15 protein-coding genes and 3 pseudogenes are annotated in these 25,537 nt (G+C 65.8%); 14 read left to right on the forward strand and 4 right to left on the reverse strand.

Annotation, left to right across the window (positions count from 1 at the left end; genetic code table 11):
- The coding region (locus tag A9W95_RS07895; protein WP_156746066.1) for a thioesterase II family protein at positions 1–380 on the reverse strand (380 nt) is incomplete at its 3' end.
- Between the two features lie 351 nt (positions 381–731).
- On the opposite strand from A9W95_RS07895, the gene A9W95_RS07900 reads away from it, so the two are divergent.
- The 5 genes from A9W95_RS07900 to A9W95_RS07920 all read left to right on the forward strand — a co-directional run bounded on the left by A9W95_RS07900 (position 732) and on the right by A9W95_RS07920 (position 15,425).
- Positions 732–1,670 (forward strand): methionyl-tRNA formyltransferase, encoded by a 939-nt coding sequence (locus A9W95_RS07900; RefSeq protein WP_067410500.1) that lies wholly within the window; start codon positions 732–734, stop codon positions 1,668–1,670.
- 29 nt (positions 1,671–1,699) lie between these two features.
- Positions 1,700–6,697 (forward strand): non-ribosomal peptide synthetase, encoded by a 4,998-nt coding sequence (locus tag A9W95_RS07905; protein WP_067410503.1) that lies wholly within the window; start codon positions 1,700–1,702, stop codon positions 6,695–6,697.
- 7 nt (positions 6,698–6,704) lie between these two features.
- On the forward strand, positions 6,705–11,252 hold the full coding sequence (locus A9W95_RS07910; protein WP_067410506.1) for a non-ribosomal peptide synthetase: 4,548 nt from the start codon (positions 6,705–6,707) through the stop codon (positions 11,250–11,252).
- A gap of 11 nt (positions 11,253–11,263) precedes the next feature.
- Positions 11,264–14,749: a non-ribosomal peptide synthetase gene (locus A9W95_RS07915; protein WP_067410508.1), complete on the forward strand. Its 3,486-nt coding sequence runs from the start codon at positions 11,264–11,266 to the stop codon at positions 14,747–14,749.
- Between the two features lie 157 nt (positions 14,750–14,906).
- The gene (locus tag A9W95_RS07920) at positions 14,907–15,425 is read left to right on the forward strand and encodes a hypothetical protein (RefSeq protein WP_067410510.1); all 519 of its coding nucleotides are present in this window, start codon (positions 14,907–14,909) and stop codon (positions 15,423–15,425) included.
- A 3-nt stretch (positions 15,426–15,428) separates the two neighbouring features.
- Here A9W95_RS07920 and A9W95_RS07925 read toward each other — a convergent pair whose 3' ends face one another.
- The 3 genes from A9W95_RS07925 to A9W95_RS07935 form a co-directional block, all read right to left on the reverse strand.
- A complete protein-coding gene (locus A9W95_RS07925) occupies positions 15,429–16,307 on the reverse strand; it encodes a sigma-70 family RNA polymerase sigma factor (protein WP_067410512.1) in 879 nt (292 codons plus the stop codon).
- On the reverse strand, positions 16,304–16,900 hold the full coding sequence (locus A9W95_RS07930; RefSeq protein WP_067410514.1) for a carboxymuconolactone decarboxylase family protein: 597 nt from the start codon (positions 16,898–16,900) through the stop codon (positions 16,304–16,306). The genes A9W95_RS07925 and A9W95_RS07930 overlap by 4 nt, the downstream gene beginning before the upstream one ends.
- A gap of 61 nt (positions 16,901–16,961) precedes the next feature.
- Complete coding sequence (locus A9W95_RS07935; protein ID WP_067410516.1) at positions 16,962–17,276, reverse strand: type II toxin-antitoxin system VapB family antitoxin; 315 nt, start codon at positions 17,274–17,276, stop codon at positions 16,962–16,964.
- A gap of 183 nt (positions 17,277–17,459) precedes the next feature.
- On the opposite strand from A9W95_RS07935, the gene hrcA reads away from it, so the two are divergent.
- The 9 genes and pseudogenes from hrcA to era form a co-directional block, all read left to right on the forward strand.
- On the forward strand, positions 17,460–18,491 hold the full coding sequence (hrcA, locus tag A9W95_RS07940; protein WP_067410519.1) for a heat-inducible transcriptional repressor HrcA: 1,032 nt from the start codon (positions 17,460–17,462) through the stop codon (positions 18,489–18,491).
- 67 nt (positions 18,492–18,558) lie between these two features.
- Positions 18,559–19,710, forward strand: coding sequence for a molecular chaperone DnaJ (gene dnaJ / locus A9W95_RS07945; protein ID WP_067410522.1), 1,152 nt, complete (start codon positions 18,559–18,561; stop codon positions 19,708–19,710).
- 18 nt (positions 19,711–19,728) lie between these two features.
- On the forward strand, positions 19,729–20,490 hold the full coding sequence (locus A9W95_RS07950) for a 16S rRNA (uracil(1498)-N(3))-methyltransferase (RefSeq protein ID WP_067410526.1): 762 nt from the start codon (positions 19,729–19,731) through the stop codon (positions 20,488–20,490).
- Positions 20,491–20,655: 165 nt separating this feature from the next.
- Positions 20,656–21,363 (forward strand): annotated as a pseudogene (locus A9W95_RS27795) (PhoH family protein); the annotation flags it as partial.
- Between the two features lie 261 nt (positions 21,364–21,624).
- Positions 21,625–22,176, forward strand: a pseudogene (locus tag A9W95_RS27800) (LAGLIDADG family homing endonuclease); the annotation flags it as partial.
- Between the two features lie 261 nt (positions 22,177–22,437).
- A pseudogene (locus tag A9W95_RS27805) lies at positions 22,438–22,779 on the forward strand (PhoH family protein); the annotation flags it as partial.
- Between the two features lie 39 nt (positions 22,780–22,818).
- Positions 22,819–23,355: an rRNA maturation RNase YbeY gene (gene ybeY, locus A9W95_RS07960; protein ID WP_067410531.1), complete on the forward strand. Its 537-nt coding sequence runs from the start codon at positions 22,819–22,821 to the stop codon at positions 23,353–23,355.
- Positions 23,352–24,665, forward strand: a complete 1,314-nt coding sequence (locus tag A9W95_RS07965; RefSeq protein ID WP_067410534.1) for a hemolysin family protein — start codon at positions 23,352–23,354, stop codon at positions 24,663–24,665. The genes ybeY and A9W95_RS07965 overlap by 4 nt, the downstream gene beginning before the upstream one ends.
- Before the next feature lie 30 nt (positions 24,666–24,695).
- Positions 24,696–25,537 (forward strand): GTPase Era (gene era, locus A9W95_RS07970; RefSeq protein WP_067410537.1); only part of this gene is annotated, 842 nt, incomplete at its 3' end.

Consider the following 25,537-nt stretch of genomic DNA (forward strand, 5'->3'; position numbering starts at 1 on the left):
GGGGCGACCGACGCCGAGACGTTGAGCCGCCGCACATCGACGCCGTGGGCCTCGGCCAGCCGAACGAACTCGAAGGCGACCCAACCGCCCATACTGTGCCCGAAGGTGACGATGGGAACCCCGCGGTTGTGTGCGGAGTGGACGAATTCGGCGAATGCACCTTCGGCGATTTCGGGGAGGGTGGCCAGCGGCGCCTCGGCAGCCCGGTCTTGGCGCCCCGGATACTGGAAGACGATGACGCTGAAATTCCGGCTCAGTGCCTTCGAGAAGGCTCGGTAGGCCGAGGCGCCCGAGCCGGCGTGCGGGAAGACCAGCAGCGGCGGCAGGTCGGGCGAGTCCGGTTTGTGGAATTGCCTGATCCACCCCAGTGTGCGCGGCATGCACTCCTACCTTTCCCGGCCGAGAACTTAGCGTAGGCTAACATAATCGACGTTGCCGGATTCCATCCCGCACGGCCCCTGGCGCATCTTCAGCAGGAGCCGCTTGTCCGGTTCTTCGAGGCCGATGTTCCGAAATTCCCGGCTTGGTGGAAGGCCCTGCCGACCGCTCGGTTGCCGAGGTCGGGTTCGGCGACCACCCGACTGGCGCGCGGTCGGCTCCGCCGGGTTGACAGCAGCCGCAAGAGCCAAGCAAGTTAGCGAAGGCTAACATAATCCGCTGAACTCGCTTTGTGCCTCGGCGAGTGGTGTGGCAACGGCTCAGGGGACGCAGAGGAGACAGAGGGGACACGTATGCGCGTCGTGACGTTCGGCTTCCAGACCTGGGGGTGCAAAACCCTTCAGTCGGTGCTCGACCTGGGTCACGACGTCGTGCTTGCGGTCACGCATCCGGCAAGCGAGCACTCGTACAAGGCGATCTGGTCGGACTCGGTCGAGGACCTCGCGCGCAGCCGGGGCATCCCGCTGCACATCACCGAGCGGGTCGACGCCGAGACCATCGACGTGGTCAAGCGCGTCGAACCCGACGTCATCGTCGTCAACAGCTGGTACAGCTGGATGCCGCCGGAGCTTTACGATCTGCCGCCGCACGGAACGCTGAACCTGCATGACTCCCTGCTGCCCAAGTTCACCGGGTTCTCTCCGGTGTTGTGGGCGTTGATCAGCGGTGAGACCGAATTCGGGCTGACCGTGCACCGGATGGATGACGGGTTGGACACCGGAGACATTTTGATTCAACGTTCGTTGCCGATCGGCCCCACCGACACGGGTACCGACCTGGTGCTGCGTGGTATGGACTTGATTCCGGGTGCCGTGCGAGATGCGTTGAGCGCGTTGGAGTCCGGCACCGCGGTATGGCGGCCGCAGAACAAGGCGGACCGGACCTACTTCCACAAGCGCTCGGAGCGGGACAGCCTGATCGACTGGAACTGGCCGGCCGAAGATCTCGAGAGGTTCGTGCGCGCCCTCTCCGACCCGTATCCGCGCGCATTCGCCTTCTACCGGGGTGAACGCGTCGAGGTGCTTGCTGCGCGAGTGTCGGAGGCCCGCTATGGCGGCACGCCCGGCCGGGTGATCGTGCAAGAGGGCGGTGGGGCGGTGGTATGCGGCCCCAACACCTATCGAGGCGGCAACCGTGGATTGGTGATCACGCGGGTGCGCACGGGGACGGGGGCGGAGTGTGATGGGGCTGAATTCTTCGTGCGCGGCGGCTACCTGACCAGCCAGAGCTGATTCCGACGTATGTAGGAGTGGAGTGAGTGATGGCAGACGATGCCAAGACGTTGCAGGAACGTCGTCGGGAGCTGTTGCGGCGCCGGATCGCCGAAAGCGGTCTGGCGGCTAGCCATTCCGCGGATAAGCCGACTGTGCGGGCTGGCGAGCGTTATCCGTTGTCGACCGGTCAGCGGCGAATGTGGTTCTTGCAGACGATGGACCCCACGGACTCGACCCTGAACATCTGCGTCGCCTACCGACTGACCGGCGCCGTCGACGAGGCGCGGCTGCGGGCGGCGGTGCATCATGTGGTCTCGCGGCACGCCATTTTGCGGACCAATTATGGGGTGGACAGCGAAGGCGAGCCCTACCAGATCTTCGCCGACGACGTCGAGCCCGCGTGGCAGCAAGTCGATGTGGCGGCGCTGGCCGCCGACGAGCGCGACCGCCGAATCGAGGCGTTGGCTCGCGCCGAATTCGGCCGGCCATTCAACTTGGTCAACGATCTGCCGCTGCGCATCACGCTGATTCGTTCCGCTTCAGACGAATTCGTGCTGTTGCTCGTCGCGCATCACATCTGCTGGGACGACGACTCCTGGGCCGTCTTCTTTAACGACCTGAGTGCGGCATACAACGGTCGCCAACTCAGCCCGGACGTACCCCAATTCGTAGCGGTCGAAGTACTCGAGACCGCTACCGAACCGACCATGGGCGACGTCGGCTATTGGGCGGACAGGTTGCGACCCTCGCCCGAGCCGTTGCAGCTGCCCGGTGTGGCTGCCGCACATCCGTCCCGGCAGGCCGAACGTCGCACTCGAGCGCTGCCGGCCGAACTGTACGGCCGCATCGAAGAATTCGCCCGCGAGCACGCTGCTACGCCGTTCATGGTGTTGCTGGCCGCATTCGGTGTGCTGGTGCGCCGCTATACCGGCGCGTCCGACTTCCTGGTGTCTGTGCCCGTCACCGACCGTCGCGCGGCCGCCGACGGCGCCATCGGCTATTTCGGCAACACGTTGCTGTTGCGGCTCATTGCCCGGTCACCTGACACGTTTGCCTCGTTCGTCGGTTCGGTTCGCGACACCTGTCTCGACGGCTTCGCCCACCAATCCGTCGGAATCGATCGCGTGGTGCGCGAAGTCAATCCCGAGCGGATGGGGCACGACGGGATGGACCAGCTTGTTCGTCTCGGTTTCAGCATGCGCAGGAGCGTCATGGGATTGGCGCTGGATGGCGTCGCGGTGCAGCAACTGGAATTGGGCGCGGTAACCGCCCACCTGCCGCTTGCGCTGGCAGCGCTTCTGGAACCCGAAGGTGTCTTGGCCGAATTCGAGTATCAGACCGATGTTTTGAACACCGCGCTGGTCGACCAGATGCTCACTCACTACGTGCAGTTGCTGGACAATGCGCTCACAGCACCCGACCACCGCCTGGCCAGTCTGGACATCCTCGGTGCGGGGGAACGCGACGACGTGCTGGCGCAGTCACATGGCGAACTCGCCGTACCTGTGACCACCACGCTGGTGGCCATGCTGGAGGCCACCGCGGCCGCCACACCAGATGCCGTGGCACTGGTGTCCGACGAAGCCGAATTGAGTTACGACGCGCTGCACCGTCGGGCAAATCGGCTGGCGCGCTGGTTCACTGCGCAAGGCTTCGGCACCGAAGACATCATCGGACTGCGCATGACGACCTCGATCGAGTTTCTTGTCGCGATGCTCGCCGTCCTCAAAGCCGGTGCGGCCTACCTGCCGATCGACCCGGCCTACCCCGACGAGCGCATCGAGTATCTGGTCAGCGACGCCCGCCCCCGCACGGTCATGAGCCGCTCTGATTTCGACACCGCAGAGCGCCACGCCGCGCAGCTGCCCGACGATGCCCTGACCGAAGCCGAGCGGCTGCGTCCGCTGCGTAGCGAGAACCTTGCCTACGTGATCTACACGTCGGGTTCCACCGGTCGACCGAAGGGCGTGGCGGTGTCACACCGCGCCATCGCCGATCACGTCGACAGCTTCATCGCCGAGTGGAGTATGACGGCCGAGGACCGGTTGCTGCAGTCGTCGTCGGTGAGCTTCGATGCCTCGCTGCTGGACATCTTCGTCACCCTGTGCCTCGGCGCCCGGCTGGTTGTCCCGAAACCCGATGCGTTCAGCGACATCTCCTACGTCGCCGATCTGATCAGCCGGCACGGCGTCACGGTGCTGCACATGGTGCCCTCCATGCTGAGCACTCTGCTGCTGTTGCCTCAGGTCAAAGAGTGGCGCCAGTTGCGGCACGTGCCGGTAGGCGGGGAGGCACTGCGTGGCGAGGTGGCCGACCAGTTCGGCACCTACTTCGATGCGCAACTGCGCAATCACTATGGGCCCACCGAGGCGGTGGTCTGCTCGACGCACATGCAGGTCGAGGGCAAGCACGGCGCACGCGTCGTTCCCATCGGGCGGCCCAACCGCAACGTCTACGCCTACGTGTTGGACGAGGAATTGCAACCGGTGCCTGCCGAGGTGATCGGCGAGTTGTATTTGGGCGGCGTTCAGTTGGCGCGCGGCTATCTGGGACGTCCGGGGTTGACCGCCGAGCGATTTGTGGCCGACCCCTTCAACCCGGGTATGCGGCTGTATCGCACAGGAGATTTGGTGCGTCGCAACATCGCTGGGGAGCTGGAGTTCGTCGGACGCGCTGACGAACAAGTCAAGGTGCGCGGGTTCCGCATCGAGCTCGGCGAGGTGGAGGCCGTCATTGCGACGCATCCCGCGGTGCGGCATTGCCTGGTGGTCACCGAAGACACCGAAGCAGGACCCATGCTGGCGGCGTACCTGGTACCGGTGACCGGTGAGGACAACCTCAGCGCAGCCGCGCCGATAGACCTGGCTCAGATCCGAGCCCACACCGCGTCGTTGCTCCCGGATTACATGGTGCCCAGCGCATTCGCGGTCATCCCGGATATCCCGCTGACGGTGAGCGGCAAGCTCGACAAGCGGGCGCTGCCCGAACCGACTCCCATCGGCGTACGCAGCTACCGCGATCCGGCAACAGCGACCGAGCGGCGGATGTGCGCCATCTTCGCGCGGCTGTTCGGCTGGGAACGGGTCGGCGCCGAGGATTCCTTCTTCGGCCTGGGCGGCCATTCCTTGCTGGCGGCGCGGTTGATCGCCCAGATCCGCGCCGAGTTCGGCGTGGAGCTGACCGTTCGCGCGGTGTTCGACACCCCCACCCCGGCCGGGTTGGCTGCGCGGGTGCTGGAACACCAGCCGACCGGCTCAACGGCTGCCGAAGATTCGGCTCGCCCGGAACTGGTCGGCGGAGTGCGTCCCGCACGGCCTCCGCTGTCTTACTCGCAATTCGCCATGTGGTTCCAGTACCGGATGCGCGGCGCCAACGACGTTTTCAATATGGCGCTCGGACTGCGTTTCAGCGGTCCGCTCGACATCGAGGCGCTGGCCCTCGCGCTCAACGACGTAGTCGCCCGGCACGAAGCGCTCCGGACCAACATCGCCGAACACGACAGTGTTCCGTACCAGCTCGTGCATCCGGCGCGTGAGGTGGAGCTGCCCGTTCTGCAAGTCCCGGCCGAACGGCTCGACGAGACTGTGGCCGAGTTGCGCCGATATGTTTTTATGCTGGAAACCGATTCGCTGATTCGGCCCACCCTCGTGGCGCTGGGCCCCGACTCGCACGTGTTGTTGTTACTGGTGCACCACATCGTGACCGACCATGCTTCGCTGGGTGTGCTGTTCGACGATATTCTCGCCGCCTACGGTGCCCGCTTGGCCGGAAAGCCGCCCCAGTGGCCGGTGCTGCCTTTGCAGTTCGCCGATTTCGCGGTGTGGCAGCAGCAGGCATTCGACGCGAGCAACGAGTGGGGAGAAGCCGAACTGGCGCATTGGCGCGCCACCTTGTCCAAGATGCCGTATGAGATTCCGCTCGTGGCCGACCATATCCGTCCGCCAGTTCTGGGCCGGCGCGGCCAAGTGGTCAACTTCACGGTGTCGGCGCAGCGTCGGGCAGCGCTGACCCAACTGGCCGAGCAAACCGGCGCAACCGAATTCATGGTTTACCAAGCGGCACTTGCTGTTCTGTTGCACAAGCTCGGCGGCGGCACCGACATCCCGATCGGCAGCCCCGTGGCAGCCCGAGTCGACCTGACCACCACAAACGTGACCGGGCCGTGCGCCAACGTGGTCGTGCTGCGCAACGATCTGTCCGGTGATCCCAGCCTGCGTGCCGCGGTCGCCACCAGCCGCGACGTGGTCCTAAATGCGCTGGCGCATCAGGAGCTTCCGATTGAACGCGTCGTCGAGGCGCTCAACCCACCGCGGTCGCCGTCGCGAAATCACCCGCTGTTCCAAACGTCGATCCACTTCCGGGGCGAGGACTGGGCGCTGATGCCGCGCGATGTCACCGGATCCGGTGAAACGACAGTGGTGCCGCTGCCGATGGACTTCGAGATTTCCCTGCTCGACCTCAACGTCGGGTTGAATGTCACCCCGGACGCCGAACTGGACGTGCGAATCGTCGCCAACGCAGATCTGTATGAACCGGAGACGGTCGAACTGATCGGACAGGCCTTCGACGCGGCGCTCGATGCGTTCGCGACCACCCCCGAAAGTCGGTTGTCCGCAGTGCAATTGTTGCCTTTTGAGGTCATGGAGACGTTGCGCGCGCCGGCCACTCCGGCGGGCGCGGGACACGCCGCTCCGGTGGTCGGGGGTTCGGAGGAAACCGAGCAGGCGCTCATCGCCTTGCTGGAGGAGTTACTCGACATCACCGACGTGGATCGAGAAGACAACTTCTTCGCCCTCGGCGGAGACAGCATCATCTCGGTGCAATGGTCGGCGCGGGCGGCCGCACAGGGACTGGCGCTCACCCCGGCCATGGTGTTCGAACACCTGACCATCGCCGAGTTGGCCGCGGCGGTCGACGCCGCCACGGAAGCTGCATTGCAACAGGGCGATTCGGAGCCCACACCGCAAGCCGAGCCGATGAGCGCATCGGGCTTGGACGCCGATGCGCTCGCCGCGCTGACCGCGTCCTGGGAGCAACAGTCGTGAGGCGCGCGTGACCACGGCGGCGCCGAAGATCGAAGACGTCCTCGCGCTGAGCCCGTTACAGCAGGGATTGTTCGCGCTATACCGGCTGGCCGAAGACAGCATCGACCTTTACACCATGCAGTTGAGGGTCGACCTCGACGGACCCGTCGATGTCGACCTGCTGCGTCGCAGCGCCGGGGCGATGCTGGACCGGCACCCGAACCTCCGCGCCTCCTTCTGGGACCGCGACGTCCCCAAGCCGGTGCAGATCGTGCCCGACCGCGCCGAACTGCCCTGGACCGAACGAACAGCGGCGCCAGCCGAATTCGACGCGATCGCCCGCTCCGAGCGGCGCCGCCCCTTCGATCTGAGCCGAGGCCCGGCGCTGCGGGTGGTGCTGCTCAACGTGCCCGGCGAAACCCGACGCCGGTTGATCTTCACCGCACACCACATCCTGATGGATGGCTGGGCGCTCGCCATCTTCTTCACCGAAATGCTCGCGGTCTACCAAGCCGGCGGATCAACCGAGGGACTGCCGGAGCCGCGCCCCTACCGGGACTACATCGCATGGCTAGCCCAACAGGACACCGCGACGGCGATCAGCACGTGGACCGAGTATCTGAACAGTGTGTCCGGACCGCTGATGGTCGGCGACGGCACCGCGCCGAACGCGGTGCCCGAAAAAGCCGATCTATTGCTGCCTGCGGCCGAGACTACGCGTCTGCGAAACTGGGCCGGTCGCAACGGATTGACGCTCAACACCGCGGTGCTTTTCGCGTGGGCGGTGGTGTTGAGCCGACTCACCGACCGGCGTGACGTCGTCTTCGGCACCGTCGTCTCCGGCCGTCCTGAGCATCTGACCGGGGTGGAGAGCATGGTCGGGTTGTTCATCAACACCGTGCCGGTCGTGCACCAGGTCAGCGACACCACCTCGGTGGTCGAGCAATGCGTGCGGCTGCAAAAAGAGTCGTCGGCGATGCGCGACATCGGCTACCTGAGCCTTTCGGAGTTGCAGCGCGCGCACGGTCGCGGCGCGATGTTCGACACCCTGTTCGTGTTCGAGAACGCCCCTATCGAAGACGCGATCCGCACCGTCACCACCGCCGACGGCGCCCAGTTCTGTCCGGTCGAGATGGAAAGCCTGACGCATTACCCACTGACGGTGGTCTCCCATATGAGCGACGACGCACTCGTCGTGGTGGTGGAGGCCATCCGCGAAACACTTCCGCATCTGCCCGCGGCGCAGATCTGCCAACGGCTGGTTGGCGTACTGCGGCAACTGCCCGACATCGGCGACGAAACTGCCGATGCTCTGGACGTTCTCACCGCGGCAGAGCGAGCCGAGGTTGCCCAGCTCGCCACTCTCGCCGACCCGGCGCCAACTGAGACGATCTGGCAGCGTTTCGAGCGGCAGGTTAGAGCCAGCCCGGACGCCGCCGCGCTGACCGCCAGCAACGGCGAGCGCTACAGCTATGCCGAATTGCGTGACGCGGCGAGTCGTTTAGCGGATGAGCTCAGCGCGCACGGAGTGGGCCCGGAATCGGTCGTTGCGCTCGTGCTGCCGCGCTCGACGCAGTCCGTCGTCGCCATCCTGGCTGTGCTTGCCGCCGGCGGCGCCTACCTGCCCGTAGACGTCACGCTGCCCGAGGCGCGCGTCGGATCGATTCTGCGGCAAGCTGCCCCGGCGCTCGCGATCACCGAAACGGCATGCGCACACCTGGTCGGCATGAGTGGTCGCGCTCTGGTCGTCGACGATGAGGCGGTAGCCCAACGCATCGCGCGTCGATCCACGGTGGCTCCGACCGTGCACCGGCATGCCGAGCAGGCCGCATACGTCATCTTCACTTCCGGGTCGACCGGTGAACCTAAGGGCGTCATCGACTCCAACGCCGCGGTGTTGAGTTATTTCGCCGACCACCGCGACCGCGTGTACCGGCCGGCCGTGGCGCGGCTGAACCGCCCGTTGCGCATCGCGCACGCGTGGTCGTTCAGCTTCGACGCGTCCTGGCAGCCCATGGTCGGCCTGCTCGACGGTCACACCGTTCATCTTTTCGACGCCGAAGAGATGCGCGATGCCGACCGTCTGGTCAAGGGAATGGCCGCGTTCGGGATCGACATGATCGACACCACCCCCTCGATGCTTGTGCAGCTCAAAGCGGCCGGTCTGCTCGACCACGACCTGGCGGTGCTGGCTCTCGGCGGTGAAGCCATCAACAGCGTGCTGTGGGAGCGGCTACGGGCGTTGTCCTCGACCGCGGTCTACAACTGCTACGGACCCACCGAGATGACGGTTGAGGCGATGGTGGCGCCGGTCCAGAGCTATCCCGCTCCGACGATCGGCACCGTCAACGCCGGAACCTTTGGCTACGTTCTGGATTCAGCGCTGCGGATGGTGCCCACCGGTGTGGTCGGGGAGCTGTACCTGTCCGGCGGACAGCTGGCCCGCGGCTATGTCGGGCAACCGGGCATGACCGCTGCCCGTTTCGTCGCCGACCCGTTCCGACCTGGCCGCCGCATGTACCGCACCGGGGACCTGGTGCGCCGGCTCTCGCATGGCGGTTACGCGTACCTGGGGAGGGGTGACACCCAGGTCAAGATCCGCGGCTACCGGGTCGAGATAGGGGAGATCGAGGCTGCGCTGCGTGCCCAGGCTGACGTTCACGACGCCGCCGTCGTCGTGTTGCGACGGGACGACACCACGACCCTCGTCGGATTCGTTGTGTGGCGGGCCGATCACGGTGACCCGGCTCGACTGCGCGGCGCGCTCGGTGATCGGCTGCCGTCATACATGGTTCCCGCGCGGATCGTGACCCTGCCCTCGCTGCCGATCAACGCCAACGGCAAACTCGATGGCCACGCTTTGGAGCGCCTGGCCGAAGAGGCGCTGTCAGCCGTCACCGGTGGCCAACCGGTGTCGGCGTCAACCGACACCGAACGCGTGCTGTGTGACCTCTTCGCCGAACAGTTCAACGGAGCGGTGCCACACCTCGACGACGACTTCTTCGCTTTCGGATTGGACAGCATCGTCGCGATCTCGCTGGTGCACAAGGCCCGTCGGCGCGGACTCACCGTGAGTCCCCGAATGGTGTTCGCCGCACCCAGCATTCGAGAGCTGGCACTGCTGATCGACTCGGCCGTCGGAACGCATACGGCTATCGAACGCGCCGAATACGGCGAGGTGCTGCCGCTGCCCATGGTGTCCTGGCTCTACGAGCACGGCGACTTCCGGCGGTTCACCCACACCGTGCTGTTACGGCTGCCATCCGGGATCGACCGTGCCTCCATCGAGTCGATGATTCAGCTGCTTCTCGACGGCCACGACACGTTGCGATCCGTGCTAATCGATACCACTGCCGGACCGCGCTTAGTCACCCGCGAGCCCGGCGTCGTGAACGCGGCAGACCTGTTGACCCGGGTGGACCTGGCCACGCCGGACAACGACGAGCTGATCGCTGCAATCGGGTCTTCGGCGCGAACGGTCATGGATGAGATGGACCCTTATGCCGGTGCGATGATGCGCGCGGTCTGGTTCACCGGCGCCGGCCCCGGCGCCGAGCCGGGTGATGTGCTGCTGCTCACCGCGCATCACTTGACCGTGGACGTCGTGTCATGGCACATCATGCTGGGGGATATCACCGAAGCCTGGCGTTGCGTGCAGGCCGGTGTGACGCCGAAGATGTTGCCGGAGTTCACCTCTTACCGAAGCTGGTGTGAACTGATGTGGCAGCGGGCGGCCACACCAGAGGTCCACGCACAACGCGATTACTGGATGTCTCAGGTCTGTCCGCCGGACTCGGCGCTGGGCGCCCGTCACCCCGACCCGAGCCGAGACACCTGGTCCACGTTGCACGTCACTCAGGTGGTTTCGCCGGTCGACGTGACAACCTCCCTGCTGGCCAGCCTCACCAAGGAGGAAGGCGTTCGCGAATCACTGCTGGCCGCAACGACGATCGCGATGGCGAGTTGGCGAGGTGTGCGGGGCGAGGACCCGGCGGCGGGCACGCTCGTCGCGCTGGAAGGCCATGGGCGCGCCGATGCGGTCCTGGACACCGATACCACCAACACAGTGGGCTGGTTCACCAGTGCCTATCCGGCGCGGTTCGGGGTGGGTACCGCCGCGGTCGATGTGGAGCAGGCCGAACGCAACCCCAGCGCGGCCCACGCCTTGGTCGATTCCGTGGTCACGCAGCTGCGCGAAGTCCCGAACGAGGGCCTGGACTACGGACTGTTGCATTACGTCGAGCGCCTCCCCGAATTGCAGGCGGCCAACGAACCACAGATCCAGTTCAGTTATCTGGGCCGGCTGGACCTGGGCGCGGCTACCGACCAACCGTGGTCGTTACTCGGCGGCCCGTATCTGGAAGCACTGCCGAACGCGCCCGAACCGGACCTCCCACTGCGGTTCGCCCTGAACATCAGCGCCTTCGTCGCCAGCACGCCGCAAGGCACCCAGCTGATCAGCAACTGGCGCTGGAGCGAAGCGCTGTTCACCCCGACCGACATCGACCGCCTGACCCGGTTGTGGCAGCGCGCCATCGCCGCCGTCGCCGCCGGACTCGACGGACACCTGGCCTAGAAAGGACCGCAATGGAGCCGCTCGGCGAGGAGTGGATAAGCAGGGACGAGATCCGGGCCACCATCGCGGCCCAACTCGGTTGCCCCGCCGACGACGTCGCCGACCACGACGACCTGATCCAGTTGGGACTCAATTCGATTCGCATCATGGCGCTGGCCGGGGGATGGCGCAAGCGCGGAGCCGACATTACTTTCGCCCAACTCGCCGCCGCTCCGACGGTCGACTCGTGGTACGGATTGCTCGGCGCCGACACTGGTCAGTCGGCGCCGCAGTCGCCGGCCCAGGCACCGGCCGAGCCGGTGGCCGACGAGGAGCCATTCCCGTTGGCCACCATGCAACACGCGTACTGGATAGGACGGTCCGACGAACAGCAGCTCGGCGGCGTCGCCGCCCACCTGTACGTGGAGTTCGACTGCGCCGCAATCGATCCCGTTCGCCTAGAGCGCGCAGTGGCAGACCTGGTGGCGGCACACCCGATGTTGCGAACCCGATTCCTGCCGGATGGAACGCAACAAACCATGCCGACCCCGGGTAAACCGGTGTACTCGGTGGTGGACCTGCGGGGCGAAACTGCGGACCGCGCGAAAACCGCTCTCAACGAATTGCGGTACCGGAAAACCCACCAACGCTTGGCCATCGAAGACGCGCAGGTCATCGACGTCACCTTGACGCTGTGCGACGACAACCGCAGCCGGCTGCACCTGGACGTCGACATGCTGGCCGGCGATGCCATGAGCTACCGGGTACTGGTCTCGGATCTGGCTGACTTGTACCGAGGTGGCACAATCGCGCCGCCCGGATACACCTACCGGCGTTACCGCACCGAACGGCGCAGCGACGGCGCGGCGCGGGAGCGAGACCGGCAGTGGTGGCACCAGCGGCTACCTCAGCTACCCGGAGCACCCGAATTGCCCACCGTCGCGGTCGGCGAACGGCGCGCCCCCCACCGCACCGTCCGCTACGACCACTGGCTGCCCCCGCACGCCAAGGACAAGCTCATAGCCGGCGCGCACGCCCGTGGTGTCACACCGGCGATGGCGTTGGCGGCCGTCTTCGCCGACACCATCGGAGGGTGGTCCGCCGATACCAAGTTCTTGCTGAACGTGCCGCTCTTTCAACGCGACTCGGTGCACCCGGACATCGATCGGCTCATCGGCGACTTCACCTCCTCGATCATGCTGGAGGTCGATGTCACCGAGCGCATGTCGGTCACCGAGCGATCGCGCGCTGTGCAGCGCAGCATGTACGAAAGCGGTTCGCATTCGGCCCATTCGGGCCTCGAGGTGTTGCGTGATCTCGGCAGGCATCGAGGCGAACCGGTTTTGGCGCCGGTCGTGTTCACCAGCGCCTTGGACCTAGGTGAGCTCTTCGCCGAGACGGTCGTCGAAACCTTCGGTGAGCCCGTGTGGATCATCTCGCAAGGACCTCAAGTGTTGCTGGACGCTCAGGTCACCGAGTTGCGGGGCGGACTGCTGCTCAACTGGGACGTGCGTGAATCGGCGTTCCCGCATGGCTTGATCGATGCCATGTTCGCCCGGTTCACCGATGCGGTGGCCCGCCTCGCCGACGGTGACGCGGGCTGGGATGCCGACGCGACGGTGTGCTTGCCGAGCGATCAAGCGACGGTACGCGCCGCGATCAACGCCACCGACGGCCCGGTCAGCGAACGATGCCTGCACCAAGGGTTTTTCGACCATGCCGCGGCCACCCCGGAGGCACCCGCAGTGGTATGGGGTGTCGATGACGATGCCGGCGCCTGGACCTACCGGGAGCTCGCCGAGCATGCGCTGGCAGTAGCCGGGGCGCTGCGTGCCTACGGGGTCGGTTCCGGAGACGCGGTCGCCGTCCAGCTTCCCAAGGGTCGCACTCAAATTCCGGCGGTGCTCGGGGTGCTCGCCGCTGGCGGGACCTACGTCCCGATCGGCTTCGACCAGCCAGATGCGCGCCGCGCCAAGATTCTTCAGACCGCCGACGTGGTGGCGGCACTGACGGTAGACGGCGCGGACATGGGTACGTCGATTCCCTGCGTTTCCATTGACGCGGCCATGGCGTATCGAGAACCCCTGCAAGACCCGGTGATACCGTCGACCGATCAGATCGCATACGTGATTTTCACGTCCGGTTCCACCGGAGTGCCCAAGGGTGTCGATGTTCCGCACAGCGCGGCGATGAACACCATTGACGCGGTGAACGACTGGTTCGACGTGAGCGGCAAAGACCGAGTGCTGGCGCTGTCTGCCCTGGAATTCGACGCGTCGGTGTACGACATCTTCGGCATGTTCTCGGCGGGCGGCTCGCTGGTCGCGGTCGATTCCGAGGAGAAGGCCGCCGCTACCACGTGGGTGGATTTGCTGCGCCAACATCGGGTTTCGATCCTCAACTGCGTCCCGAGCATGTTGGACATGATTCTGGAGCTCGGCGGCAACCGGCTCGGTGATTCGTTGCGCGCCGTCACTTTAGGTGGTGACTGGGTGGGTGCCGACTTGGCCCGCCGACTGGCCCGGCAGGTACCGGGATGCCGATTCTCCGGGCTGGGCGGCGCGACGGAGACGGCCATCCACAACACCATCTGTGAGGTGGTCGGCGAACCACCAGCGCACTGGGCGACGGTGCCGTTCGGTGTGCCATTGCGCAACGTGCGGTGTCGGGTGGTGTCACCGTCCGGCCGGGACTGCCTGGACTGGGTCCCCGGGGAGTTCTGGGTGGGCGGTGCGAACGTGGCGGCGGGCTACCGCAACGACCCGGTCCGCACTGCGGAGCGTTTCTTCGAGCACGACGGCATCCGCTGGTACAAGACCGGTGATCTGGCCAGGTACTGGCCCGATGGCACCATCGAATTCCTCGGCCGGGCTGATCACCAAGTGCAGATTCGTGGCTACCGGGTAGAACTGGGCGAGGTGGAGAGCGCGCTGCGCACCGTGCCCGGAGTGCGCCACGTCGTCGCCGCAGTCGTCGACGCCGCCGCCGCGCCCAAGCTGGTTGCCGCTGTCGCTGGTGATCCGGGGGAGATCGGCGATATCACAACAGCGGTCGCGAAGTTGTTGCCCGGCTACATGGTTCCCACCCGCGTGGTGTTCTTCGAGCGAATCCCGTTGACGGCCAACGGCAAACTCGATCGACGAGCGGTCGTCGCGCTGCTGGAACCCGAAGCTGCCGAGTTGCAAGACGGCGGTCCGCGCAGCGATGTAGAGGCCGCGATCACCGAGATCGTCGCGGAGGTGCTGGGCAAAGAGTCGCTCGGCGTGCACGAGGATTTCTTTGCGTTAGGCGGTGATTCGGTGCTGGCCACCACCGTCATCGCGCGCGTGCGCGATTGGCTGGAAGTCGATCACGCGGTGGTCGCTGACCTGTTTGCAGCCCGCACCGTGGCCGGCTTCGCCGCACGTCTGGAGAACCGCGAGGCCGCCCGCGGCACGCCGGAACGGTTGGCGCTGATCGCGCGTCACTACCTGGATGTGGCAGCATTGACCGACGAAGAGGTGCTCGCCGAAGGCTAGAGCGGATCACAACTCTCACACAGCGTGGCCATAGCTTCGGGTGCGAACTTCATAGGGATCCGCCTGTAACGTGGCCAGCCAAGCGAACGAAACACCAGTAACAAGCTGCACAACCGCAACACGGACTTGCCCGTGTCATCGAAGGGGGAAACGCCTCATGAACACCATCAAATCACTGGCCGCGGGCGTGGCCGCGGTAGCCGCTATCGGAGCCGCCGCTGCCGGTGTGGCCTACGGCGCGTCCACGGGACCCATCACCTACCAGGTTCAGCCGGTCGTTTTCGGTGCACCGCTGCCGCAAGACCCAGCGCCGGTACCGGCCCCGGCTACCAACCTGCCGACCGCCGGACAGCTGACCGGGCTGCTGAACAGCTTGGCTGACCCCAACGTGTCATTCACCAACAAGAGCAACCTCGTCGAGGGCGGCATCGGAGGAACCGAGGCGCATCTCGCTGATCACGAGCTCAAGAAGGCCGCCAAGAACGGTGACCTGCCGTTGGCGTTCACCGTGTCGAACATCCAGCCCGGTGCGGCCGGCGCCGCCACCGCCGACGTCGCGGTGTCGGGACCCAAGCTGGCCACCCCAGTCACCCAGAACGTCACCTTCGTCAATCAGGGCGGCTGGGTGCTGTCGCGCAACTCGGCGATGGCGCTGCTGCAAGCCGCCGGTCACTGACCGTCACTCGCCTAGGGAGGCAAGGTCGAGCCTGGCGATTCGTGACTGATCGGCCAGCACGTCGATCGCGGCGATCCGATTCCCACGCACGACGAAACCCATGACCGCCGAGGGCTGGCCGGCGACGAGGATCACCGCACCCGCGGCGCCGTTCACGTAGGCGGGGCACACTTGCCGGTCCGGGCCCGCATAACTGCGCGCCAACCTGGCCACGGCCGCCGCGCCCTGGGCGTGGAAGACTGCGGCGCCGGATCCGAAGTCGCCGCGCAGCACCACCTCGGGGTGCAGCACCGCCACCAACCGGTCGAAGTCACCGCTGCGGCCGGCCGCGAAGAAGGCGTCGACCGCCTCCCGTTGCGCCACCAGGTCGCCGTCGGGCTGAGGGTCGGCTTGCTGGATTCGGCGGCGGGCGCGGCTGGCCAGCTTGCGCGCGGCTTCCGGAGACCGGTCGACAATCGGTGCGATCTGCTCGAACGGCACGGCGAACGCGTCGTGCAACACGAACGCCAGCCGCTCGGCGGGCGACAGCGTGTCCAGCACGACGAACAAAGCCAGGCCTACCGCGTCGGCCAGCATCGCCCGGTGTTCGGGGTCGAATTCGCCTTCGCTGTCCACCAACGGATCGGGGATCCGCGCGACCAGTTCTTCGTTTTCCCGACAACGCCGGTCGCGCAGCATGTTCAGGCAGATGCGCGCCACCACCGTGGTCAGCCACGCATCCAAGTTGGCGATGCCGTCGCACTCGGCCCGGCTCAGGCGCAGCCACGCCTCCTGAACCGCGTCTTCGGCGTCGTCAACCGAACCCAACATGCGGTAGGCCACCGCCTTCAACTGAGGCCGGCACGCCGCGAAGCGTGCCATCATTGTGGGGTCGGTGGTCATGCGTGGTGCGCATCGGGCAGCGCGCACACCGCGCCGGCTGACAAGCCCGAGGAACCGATGCCGAGCGCGAGGTTGAACCGGGCCCGCAGGTTTCCCAGCGTGATGATGTGGGTCAGCCCGACCAATTGCGGGGTGTCGAAGTGGGCCCGCAACGCGTCGAAAAGCTCGTCGCTGACCTCGACCGGCGTTCGGGTCATGGCGGTGGCGTACTCCAGGATCAGCTTGTCGACGTCGGAGAAGCAGGCCGCGTTGCGGTAGTCGGACATGGCCAGCAACTCCTCGTCGGTGATGCCCAGTCCGCGCGCGATCTGTGAACCGAGGTCGATGCAGAATTCGCAGCGCGCGGTCGTCGCCGATTTGAGTTCGGCCAGTGCCCGTTGCCGCGGAGTCAGGACGTCGAGCTTGTCCTCCGCTTGTTCGAGGCGACCGTAGGCCCGCAACAGTCGCGGCAGGTGCGCATACATCCGCAACGGTTCGAGCATGGTGGGGCATTCCCGTCCGGTCATCCGGATGAACCGGCGCTTGGTGAAGAAGAAGGCCAACTTCGCGGCCAAGCCGGCGTCCTGGTCGGAGATTCCGTTGATTCGTGCCATGGCGTCCTCCTGAGCGGTGCTTTACCTAGCTCGACACCCGGCAAGGGGAAAACGTGACCGGCTACCGCTGCCCATTCGTCGATATGTCCATGTCGAAGACTCGGGCATGCAACACCGTCCGGTTCCGCAGCGCGGCGCGCACCGCGCGGTGCAATCCGTCCTCGAGGTAGGTGATGCCGCGCCACTTCACTGCGTGCGGAAATAGATCGCCGTAAAAGGTGGAATCCTCCGAGAGCAGACGATCGAGGGCCAACACTGTGGTGGTTGTGACCAATTCGTCAAGCCGGATTTGCTGCGGCGGAATCTGGGACCAGTCGCGGTAGGTGAGCCCATGTTCCGGGTATGGCTTGCCTTCCCGAACACCCTTGAAGATCATTGCCGAATCTCTTCTGACGCGTCATTCGAGCTCGACGAAACCATGCAGGACAGGCTAGCTGGAAAACTCCTCGACTGGTGCGCCGGCGGCACTGGGCTGCGCCGCCCCGAGCGCAGCTGAACTGTCGGTCTCTCATGAGACCGTAAAATGAATCGGTCCAGGTGGTGCGGGAGGTGATAGTCGATGGGAACTGCCGACGAGCGTCGATTTGAGGTGCTGCGCGCCATCGTCGCCGACTTCGTCGCCACCAAAGAGCCCATCGGCTCCAAGTCGTTGGTGGAACGGCACAACCTGGGGGTCTCCTCGGCCACCATCCGCAACGACATGGCCGTGCTCGAGGCCGAGGGGTACATCACTCAGCCCCACACCAGCTCCGGACGAGTGCCCACCGAGAAGGGTTACCGCGAATTCGTCGACCGCCTGCATGACGTCAAACCCTTGTCTTCGGCCGAGCGACGAGCGATTCAAAGCTTCCTGGAGTCCGGCGTCGACCTCGACGACGTGCTGCGCCGGGCGGTTCGCCTGCTGGCCCAGTTGACCCGCCAGGTCGCCGTCGTCCAGTACCCCACGTTGTCCTCCTCGACCGTGCGTCATCTCGAGGTCATCGCGCTGACGCCCGCCCGGCTGCTGATGGTGGTCATCACCGACTCGGGACGCGTCGACCAGCGCATCGTCGAACTAGGTGACGTCATCGACGACCACCAGCTTTCCCAATTGCGGGAGATGCTCGGCCAGGCGCTCGACGGAAAGAAGCTGTCGGCGGCCTCGGTCGCGGTGGCTGATCTGGCTGGGCAACTGCATGGCGCCGGCGGGTTGGGCGACGCCGTGGGCCGTGCCGCGACGGTCCTGCTGGAATCGCTGGTCGAGCACACCGAGGAACGCCTGCTGCTGGGCGGGACGGCCAACCTCACCCGCAACGCCGCCGACTTCGGCGGCTCGCTGCGTTCCATCCTGGAAGCGCTCGAGGAACAGGTGGTAGTGCTGCGGCTGCTGGCGGCTCAGCAAGAGGCTGGCAAAGTGACGGTACGCATCGGGCACGAAACCGAAGCCGAACAGATGGCCGGCACCTCCATGGTGACCACCGCCTACGGCAGCAATGACACGGTCTACGGCGGTATGGGCGTTGTCGGGCCCACGCGGATGGACTATCCGGGAACTATGGCGAGTGTTGCCGCGGTTGCCATGTATATCGGCGAAGTGCTGGGTGCTCGATGACCGCGCGCCCGGCACGGAACTCAGCGGGCCGCGCGACGCGGTCCGGACAGGCTTAGAAAGGTAACTCGTGGCACGCGATTACTACGGGCTGCTCGGCGTCAGTAGAGGCGCCAGTGAAACGGAGATCAAACGCGCTTATCGCAAGCTAGCGCGTGAACTGCATCCCGACGTCAATCCCGACGAGGCGGCGCAGGCCAAGTTCAAGGAGATCAGCGTCGCCTACGAGGTGCTCAGCGACCCGGAGAAGCGGCGCATCGTCGACCTGGGCGGGGATCCGCTGGAAACCGCGGGCGCCTCGGCCGGCGGCTTCGGCGGGTTCGGGGGCCTGGGAGACGTCTTCGAGGCCTTCTTCGGCGGCGGCTTCGGCGGCGCCACGGCGTCGCGCGGTCCAGTGGGTCGGGTGCGGCCCGGTTCGGACTCACTGTTGCGCATGCGATTGGACCTCGAAGAGTGCGCGACGGGGGTCACCAAGCAGGTCACTGTCGACACCGCCGTGCTGTGCGACCGGTGCCAGGGCAAGGGCACCAACGGCGATTCGGCGCCCATGCCGTGCGACACCTGTGGTGGACGTGGCGAGGTTCAGACGGTGCAGCGTTCGCTGCTCGGCCAGATGGTGACTTCGCGCCCGTGTCCCACCTGCCGCGGGGTCGGTTCGGTGATCCCCGACCCGTGCCACCAGTGCATGGGCGACGGCCGGGTGCGGGCCCGCCGCGACATCAGCGTCAAGATCCCCGCCGGTGTCGGCGACGGGATGCGGGTCCGGCTCGCCGCTCAGGGCGAGGTGGGACCGGGCGGCGGTCCGGCCGGTGACCTGTACGTAGAGGTCCACGAACAGCAGCACGACATCTTCGTCCGGGAGGGCGACGATCTGCATTGCACCGTCTCGGTGCCGATGGTCGATGCGGCGCTGGGCGTCACGGTCACCATCGACGCAATCCTCGACGGAATGAGCGAGATCAACATTCCGCCCGGCACGCAGCCCGGTTCGGTGATCACATTGCGCGGCCGCGGCATGCCGCAGCTGCGCTCCACGGCCCGAGGCGACCTGCATGTGCACGTCGACGTGGTGGTGCCGACCCGGTTGGATCATCACGACACCGAACTGCTGCGCGAGCTGAAGAACCGGCGTGGCCGCGACGTCGCTGAGGTGCGCTCTACCCACGGCGGCGCGAGCGGGGGACTGTTCAGCCGGCTGCGCGAGACCTTCACCGGGCGCTAGGCGGTTGCGGGCGCGCACATGGTGGCGACGCTGTTCTACGTCGATGCTCTACCCGAGCCCGGCGCGTTGGCCGTCGTATCCGGTGATGAGGGCTTCCATGCCGCCACGGTGCGGCGCATCCGTCCCGGCGAAGAGCTGGTGTTGGGTGACGGCGCGGGAGGCCTGGCCCGCTGCACGGTAGAGCGCGCCGGACGTGATGGTCTGAGCGCGCGAGTGTTGGAGCGGTGGCACGTCGCGCCGGGGCGGCCGGCGGTCACGGTGGTGCAAGCGCTGCCCAAGTCGGAACGTTCCGAACTGGCCATCGAGTTGGCCACCGAGGCGGGGGCCGACGCGTTTCTCGCCTGGCAGGCCGCGCGCTGCGTCGCCAACTGGTCGGGCCCGCGGATGGACAAGGGGTTGCGTCGCTGGCGTGCGGTCGCGCGCTCGGCGGCCCGTCAATCCCGGCGCGCGCACATCCCGTCGGTGGACGGCGTGCTGTCGACCGCGGCGTTGACCGGGCAGGTGCGCGAGCGGGTAGGCGCTGGCGCGACGGTGCTGGCCTTGCACGAGTCGGCGACCGATCGACTCGCCGAACTGGCGGTCGCCGAGGCGGAATCGCTGGTGCTGATCGTCGGCCCGGAGGGCGGCATCGCACCTGAGGAGATCACCGCGTTGACCGAGGCGGGTGCCGTGCCCGTCCGGCTGGGACCTACGGTGCTGCGCACTTCGACGGCGGCCGCGGTCGCGTTGGGCGCACTGGGCGTGCTGACCGGGCGGTGGGACGCTGGATCGAGCCTGTAATTCGCCGGCCCTTACTCGCACTTTCCCTGCGAAAATACCGGCTCCCAGCAGCCGCGGTGCTACCTGCCGGACGGTGAATCTTTGGGACGCGGTCGGTGACCAGCGGTAGACTAAAAATTCGATACTGCCCGTTTGAATGGCCAGAAAGCAGGCATTAGAAGCCACGTGACGCCCCGCGAAACCCGCGATGCTGACGCATCCTCCGCCGCCCAGGTTCGCAGCAGCATCGACGTTCCGCCCGATCTCGTCGTGGGTCTACTCGGTTCGGCCGACGAAAATCTCCGTGCGCTGGAGCGTGCGCTGAATGCTGATCTGCATGTGCGCGGCAACACCGTCACCTTCTCCGGCGAGCCGGCCGACGTCGCGCTCGCCGAGCGGGCGATTTCGGAGTTGGTCGCCATCGTCGCCAGTGGTCAGCCGATGACACCGGAAGTGGTGCGCCGTAGCGTCGCGATGTTGGTCGGCACCGGCAACGAGTCACCCGCCGAAGTGCTCACCCTCGACATCTTGTCCCGGCGCGGCAAGACGATCCGGCCCAAGACGCTGAATCAGAAGCACTACGTGGACGCGATTGACACCCACACCATCGTGTTCGGCATCGGTCCGGCCGGGACCGGCAAGACTTATCTCGCCATGGCCAAGGCGGTCAACGCGCTGCAGACCAAGCAGGTCAGCCGCATCATCCTCACCCGTCCCGCAGTGGAAGCCGGTGAACGCCTTGGTTTCCTGCCCGGCACGCTGAGCGAGAAAATCGACCCCTACCTACGGCCGTTGTACGACGCGTTGTACGACATGATGGACTCCGAACTGATCCCAAAGCTCATGTCCGCCGGGGTAATTGAGGTCGCGCCGCTGGCATACATGCGCGGTAGGGCGCAACCGGTGTCCACAAAGGTTCTGACGCCCAACGGTTTCCGTCCTATCGGTGAATTGCACGTCGGCGACAACGTCATCGGATCCGATGGACGTCCAACCGAAGTCCTGGGCGTCTACCCACAGGGGTTCAAGGAGATCTATCGGGTTTTCACTCAGGATGGATCGTCGACGCTTGCCTCCGGGGATCACCTGTGGTCGGTGTACACCCGGGCTGACCGGAGGCGCGGAAAACCGGCGCGCGTCCTGCAAACGAAAGAAATGATCGGCAATCTTCGTGCCGCGCATCATCACCGGTATGAACTGCCGTTGTTGACCGCGCCGGTGGAGTTCGGTGCGCGGCCAGTGCCTCTTGATCCCTACGCTCTGGGGCTGCTGCTGGGCGACGGGTGCCTAACGGGTTCGACGACTCCGTTTTTTGCGACAACCGATCCCGAACTCGCCAAGTCGTTGCAGCGCCTCATCCCGGGGATTCGGGTGCGGCCTACGTCCACAGTGGACTACATCCTCAACCGCATCACCGCTCCGGGGGAAGTCATCACGACAGCCAATCCCGTCACTCGCGTTCTGCGGCTGCTCGGTCTGGCAGGTACCCGTTCCGACACCAAGTTCATCCCCGATGAATATCTGCTCAATGCGCCCGAGGTGCGCGTGGCGGTGCTGCAAGGTCTTCTCGATTCCGACGGCCGACCCGTTACTCACACTGGACGCACCTGCCGTATCCAATTCACCACCGTGTCCGACCGGTTGCGAGACGACGTTGTCTTCCTCGTACAGTCCCTCGGTGGTGTGGCCTATCTCCGCACGAGGCCATCGGCCGGACGCCAGCCGGGACTGGCGCGAGGTCGAGCCGTGCACCACCGCTCAGACGCTCACATCGTCGATATCCGATTACCGGCAGGAATCGTTCCGTTCCGGTTGGCCCGAAAGGCCGAAAGATACGACGCGGCTTGCGGCGGGCAGCCGAAACGGTTCATCGATCGGATCGAATCCGCGGGTACCGAAGAAGCCGTGTGCATCCAGGTCGCGGCCGCCGATTCGTTGTACGTCACCGAGGACTGCCTGCTCACCCACAACACGCTTAATGACTCGTTCATCGTTCTCGACGAGGCGCAGAACACCACGCCCGAACAGATGAAGATGTTCCTGACCCGGCTCGGGTTCGGCTCGAAGATCGTGGTGACCGGTGACATCACCCAGGTCGACCTGCCCGGTGGTGCCCGGTCCGGTTTGCGCGCGGCGGTCGACATCCTCGACGACATCGACGACATCCACATCGCCGAGCTGACCAGCGCAGACGTCGTGCGCCACCGACTGGTCTCGGAGATCGTCGACGCCTACGCGCGGTACGAGGAGCCGGGCGCCGGCATGAATCGGGCGGCTCGCCGCGCGTCGGCCAGCCGCGGTCGTCGATGATGATGCGGTGAAGTCAGTGCACAACGACCAGACGAACCGATGAGCATCGAAGTCTCCAACGAATCGGGCATCGACGTCTCCGAAGCCGAATTGGTCAGCGTCGCCCGCTTCGTCATCGACAAGATGGACGTCAATCCCGGGGCCGAGCTGTCGATGGTGCTGCTGGACACCGCCGCGATGGCCGACTTGCACATGCGGTGGATGGATCTGCCCGGCCCCACCGACGTGATGAGCTTTCCCATGGACGAACTCGAGCCCGGCGGTCGTCCCGACGCCCCCGAACCGGGACCGGCGATGCTCGGTGACATCGTGCTGTGTCCGGAGTTCGCCGCCCAACAGGCCGCCGCGGCCGGCCACAGTCTCGGTCACGAACTGGCGCTGCTGACCGTGCACGGCGTGCTGCACCTCCTCGGATACGACCACGGCGAGCCGGACGAAGAACGCGAGATGTTCGCCCTGCAGGACCGGCTGCTCGAGGAGTGGGTCGCCGATCAAGTCGAGGCCTACCAGTACGACCGTCAGAACGAGCGGGATCGCCGGTTGCTGGACAAGTCAAGGTATTTCGACCAACCGTGAACAGCGTCGACCAACTGCTCGGAGCGATTGTCTTGATCGGCCTGGGCGGCCTTTTCGCGGCCATCGACGCTTCCATCAGCACCGTGTCCCTGGCCCGGGTGCACGAACTGGTGCGCGAAGAACGGCCCGGCGCGGTGGCGCTGCTCAAGGTGATGACCGACCGGCCGCGTTACATCAACCTGGTGGTGCTGCTCCGCATCGTCTGTGAGGTCACCGCGACGGCGCTGATGGTGGCGTTTTTCATGCACAACCTCAGCGCCAATCGCGGTCTGATGGTCGCAGCGGCCACCATGGTGGTCACCAGCTTCGTCGTGATCGGTGTCGGCCCGCGCACACTGGGTCGCCAGCACGCGTATTCCATCGCGCTGACGGCCGCGCTGCCACTACAAGCCATCTCGTGGCTGCTGATGCCGATCAGCCGATTGTTGGTCGTCTTGGGTAACGCGCTGACCCCCGGCCGCGGCCTGCGCAACGGCCCGTTCGCATCCGAGATCGAGCTGCGCGAAGTGGTCGACCTGGCCCAACAGCGCGGGGTGGTCGCCGCGGACGAGCGGCGGATGATCGAGTCGGTCTTCGAACTCGGGGATACCCCGGCCCGGGAGGTGATGGTGCCGCGCACCGAGATGATCTGGATCGAAGGTGACAAGTCCGCCGCTCAAGCGGTGAATCTTGCGGTGCGCAGCGGACATTCGCGGATCCCGGTGATCGGCGAGAACATCGACGACATCATCGGCGTGGTGTATCTGAAAGACCTTGTCCGTCAAACGATGTATACCCCCGGCGGCGGGCGCGGAACAACGGTCGCGCAGATAATGCGTCCAGCGGTGTTCGTGCCGGATTCCAAGCCGCTGGACGCGTTGCTGCGCGAAATGCAGCGCGACCGCAACCACATGGCCCTGCTGGTCGACGAGTACGGCGCCATCGCCGGCCTGGTCAGCATCGAAGACGTCCTCGAGGAAATCGTCGGTGAAATTGCCGACGAGTACGACGAAGCCGAAACGGCTCCCGTGGAAGAGCTCGGCGATCAGCGCTACCGCGTCTCGGCGCGACTGCCCATCGAGGACGTCGGCGAGTTGTACGGCGTGGAATTCGACGATGACCTCGACGTCGACACCGTAGGTGGCTTGTTGGCACTGGAATTGGGCCGAGTTCCGCTGCCCGGCGCCGAGGTGGTGTCACACGGTCTGCGGCTGCACGCCGAGGGCGGGCGGGATCATCGCGGCCGGATGCGCATCGGCACGGTGTTACTCAGCCCGGTGGAATCCGACGGCTCAGAGTTGGACGGCCAGGAAGTCGATCAGCATGGCTGACCAGTTCGACGCCGAGGACGCCGACCTCTGATGGCACCAGCTGAATTCCGTTCCGGCTTCGTGTGTTTGGTCGGCCGGCCCAATACCGGTAAGTCGACGTTGACCAACGCGATGGTCGGCACGAAGATCGCCATCACGTCGATGCGTCCGCAGACCACCCGGCACACCATTCGGGGCATCGTTCATCGGCCGAATTTCCAGATCATCCTCGTCGACACCCCGGGACTGCACCGGCCGCGAACTTTGCTCGGCAAACGGTTGAACGACTTGGTGCGGGACACCTACGCCGAGGTCGACGTCATCGGGCTCTGCATTCCCGCCGACGAAGCGATCGGCCCGGGCGATCGGTGGATCGTCGAGCAGATTCAGGCGGTCGCTCCGAAGACGACGCTGGTGGCCATCGTCACCAAGATCGACAAGGTGCCCAGGGACAAAGTGGCCGCTCAACTGGTGGCCGTGAACGAGCTCGTCGGGCCAGCTGCCGAGATCGTCCCGGTCTCGGCCATTTCCGGTGAGCAGGTGGACGTGTTGGTCGACGTGCTGGCCGCCGTGTTGCCGCTCGGTCCGGCGTACTACCCAGACGGTGAGCTGACCGACGAGCCCGAAGAGGTCTTGATGGCAGAGCTCATTCGCGAGGCGGCCCTGGAGGGAGTGCGCGACGAACTGCCGCATTCGCTGGCGGTGGTGATCGAGGAGGTCGAGCCGCGCGAGGGACGCGACGACCTGGTCGACGTGCACGCCGTGCTGTACGTCGAGCGGGACAGCCAGAAGGGAATCGTCATCGGGAAAGGGGGAGCGCGGCTACGTGAAGTCGGAAGTGCGGCGCGCACCCAGATCGAGAAATTGCTGGGCACCAAGATCTACTTGGACTT

It is taken from the genome of Mycobacterium sp. 1423905.2 (assembly GCF_001673155.1).
In the GTDB taxonomy this organism is placed as follows: Bacteria; Actinomycetota; Actinomycetes; order Mycobacteriales; family Mycobacteriaceae; genus Mycobacterium.

Bases quoted from the DNA above. Each gene is read 5' to 3' on its own strand.
- hrcA (WP_067410519.1), top strand. From the start codon at position 17,460: ATGGGAACTGCCGACGAGCGTCGATTTGAGGTGCTGCGCGCCATCGTC.
- A9W95_RS07930 (WP_067410514.1), bottom strand. From the start codon at position 16,900: ATGGCACGAATCAACGGAATCTCCGACCAGGACGCCGGCTTGGCCGCG.
- A9W95_RS07925 (WP_067410512.1), bottom strand. From the start codon at position 16,307: ATGACCACCGACCCCACAATGATGGCACGCTTCGCGGCGTGCCGGCCT.
- A9W95_RS07915 (WP_067410508.1), top strand. From the start codon at position 11,264: ATGGAGCCGCTCGGCGAGGAGTGGATAAGCAGGGACGAGATCCGGGCC.
- A9W95_RS07920 (WP_067410510.1), top strand. From the start codon at position 14,907: ATGAACACCATCAAATCACTGGCCGCGGGCGTGGCCGCGGTAGCCGCT.
- A9W95_RS07935 (WP_067410516.1), bottom strand. From the start codon at position 17,276: ATGATCTTCAAGGGTGTTCGGGAAGGCAAGCCATACCCGGAACATGGG.
- A9W95_RS07905 (WP_067410503.1), top strand. From the start codon at position 1,700: ATGGCAGACGATGCCAAGACGTTGCAGGAACGTCGTCGGGAGCTGTTG.
- A9W95_RS07950 (WP_067410526.1), top strand. From the start codon at position 19,729: ATGGTGGCGACGCTGTTCTACGTCGATGCTCTACCCGAGCCCGGCGCG.
- A9W95_RS07900 (WP_067410500.1), top strand. From the start codon at position 732: ATGCGCGTCGTGACGTTCGGCTTCCAGACCTGGGGGTGCAAAACCCTT.
- ybeY (WP_067410531.1), top strand. From the start codon at position 22,819: ATGAGCATCGAAGTCTCCAACGAATCGGGCATCGACGTCTCCGAAGCC.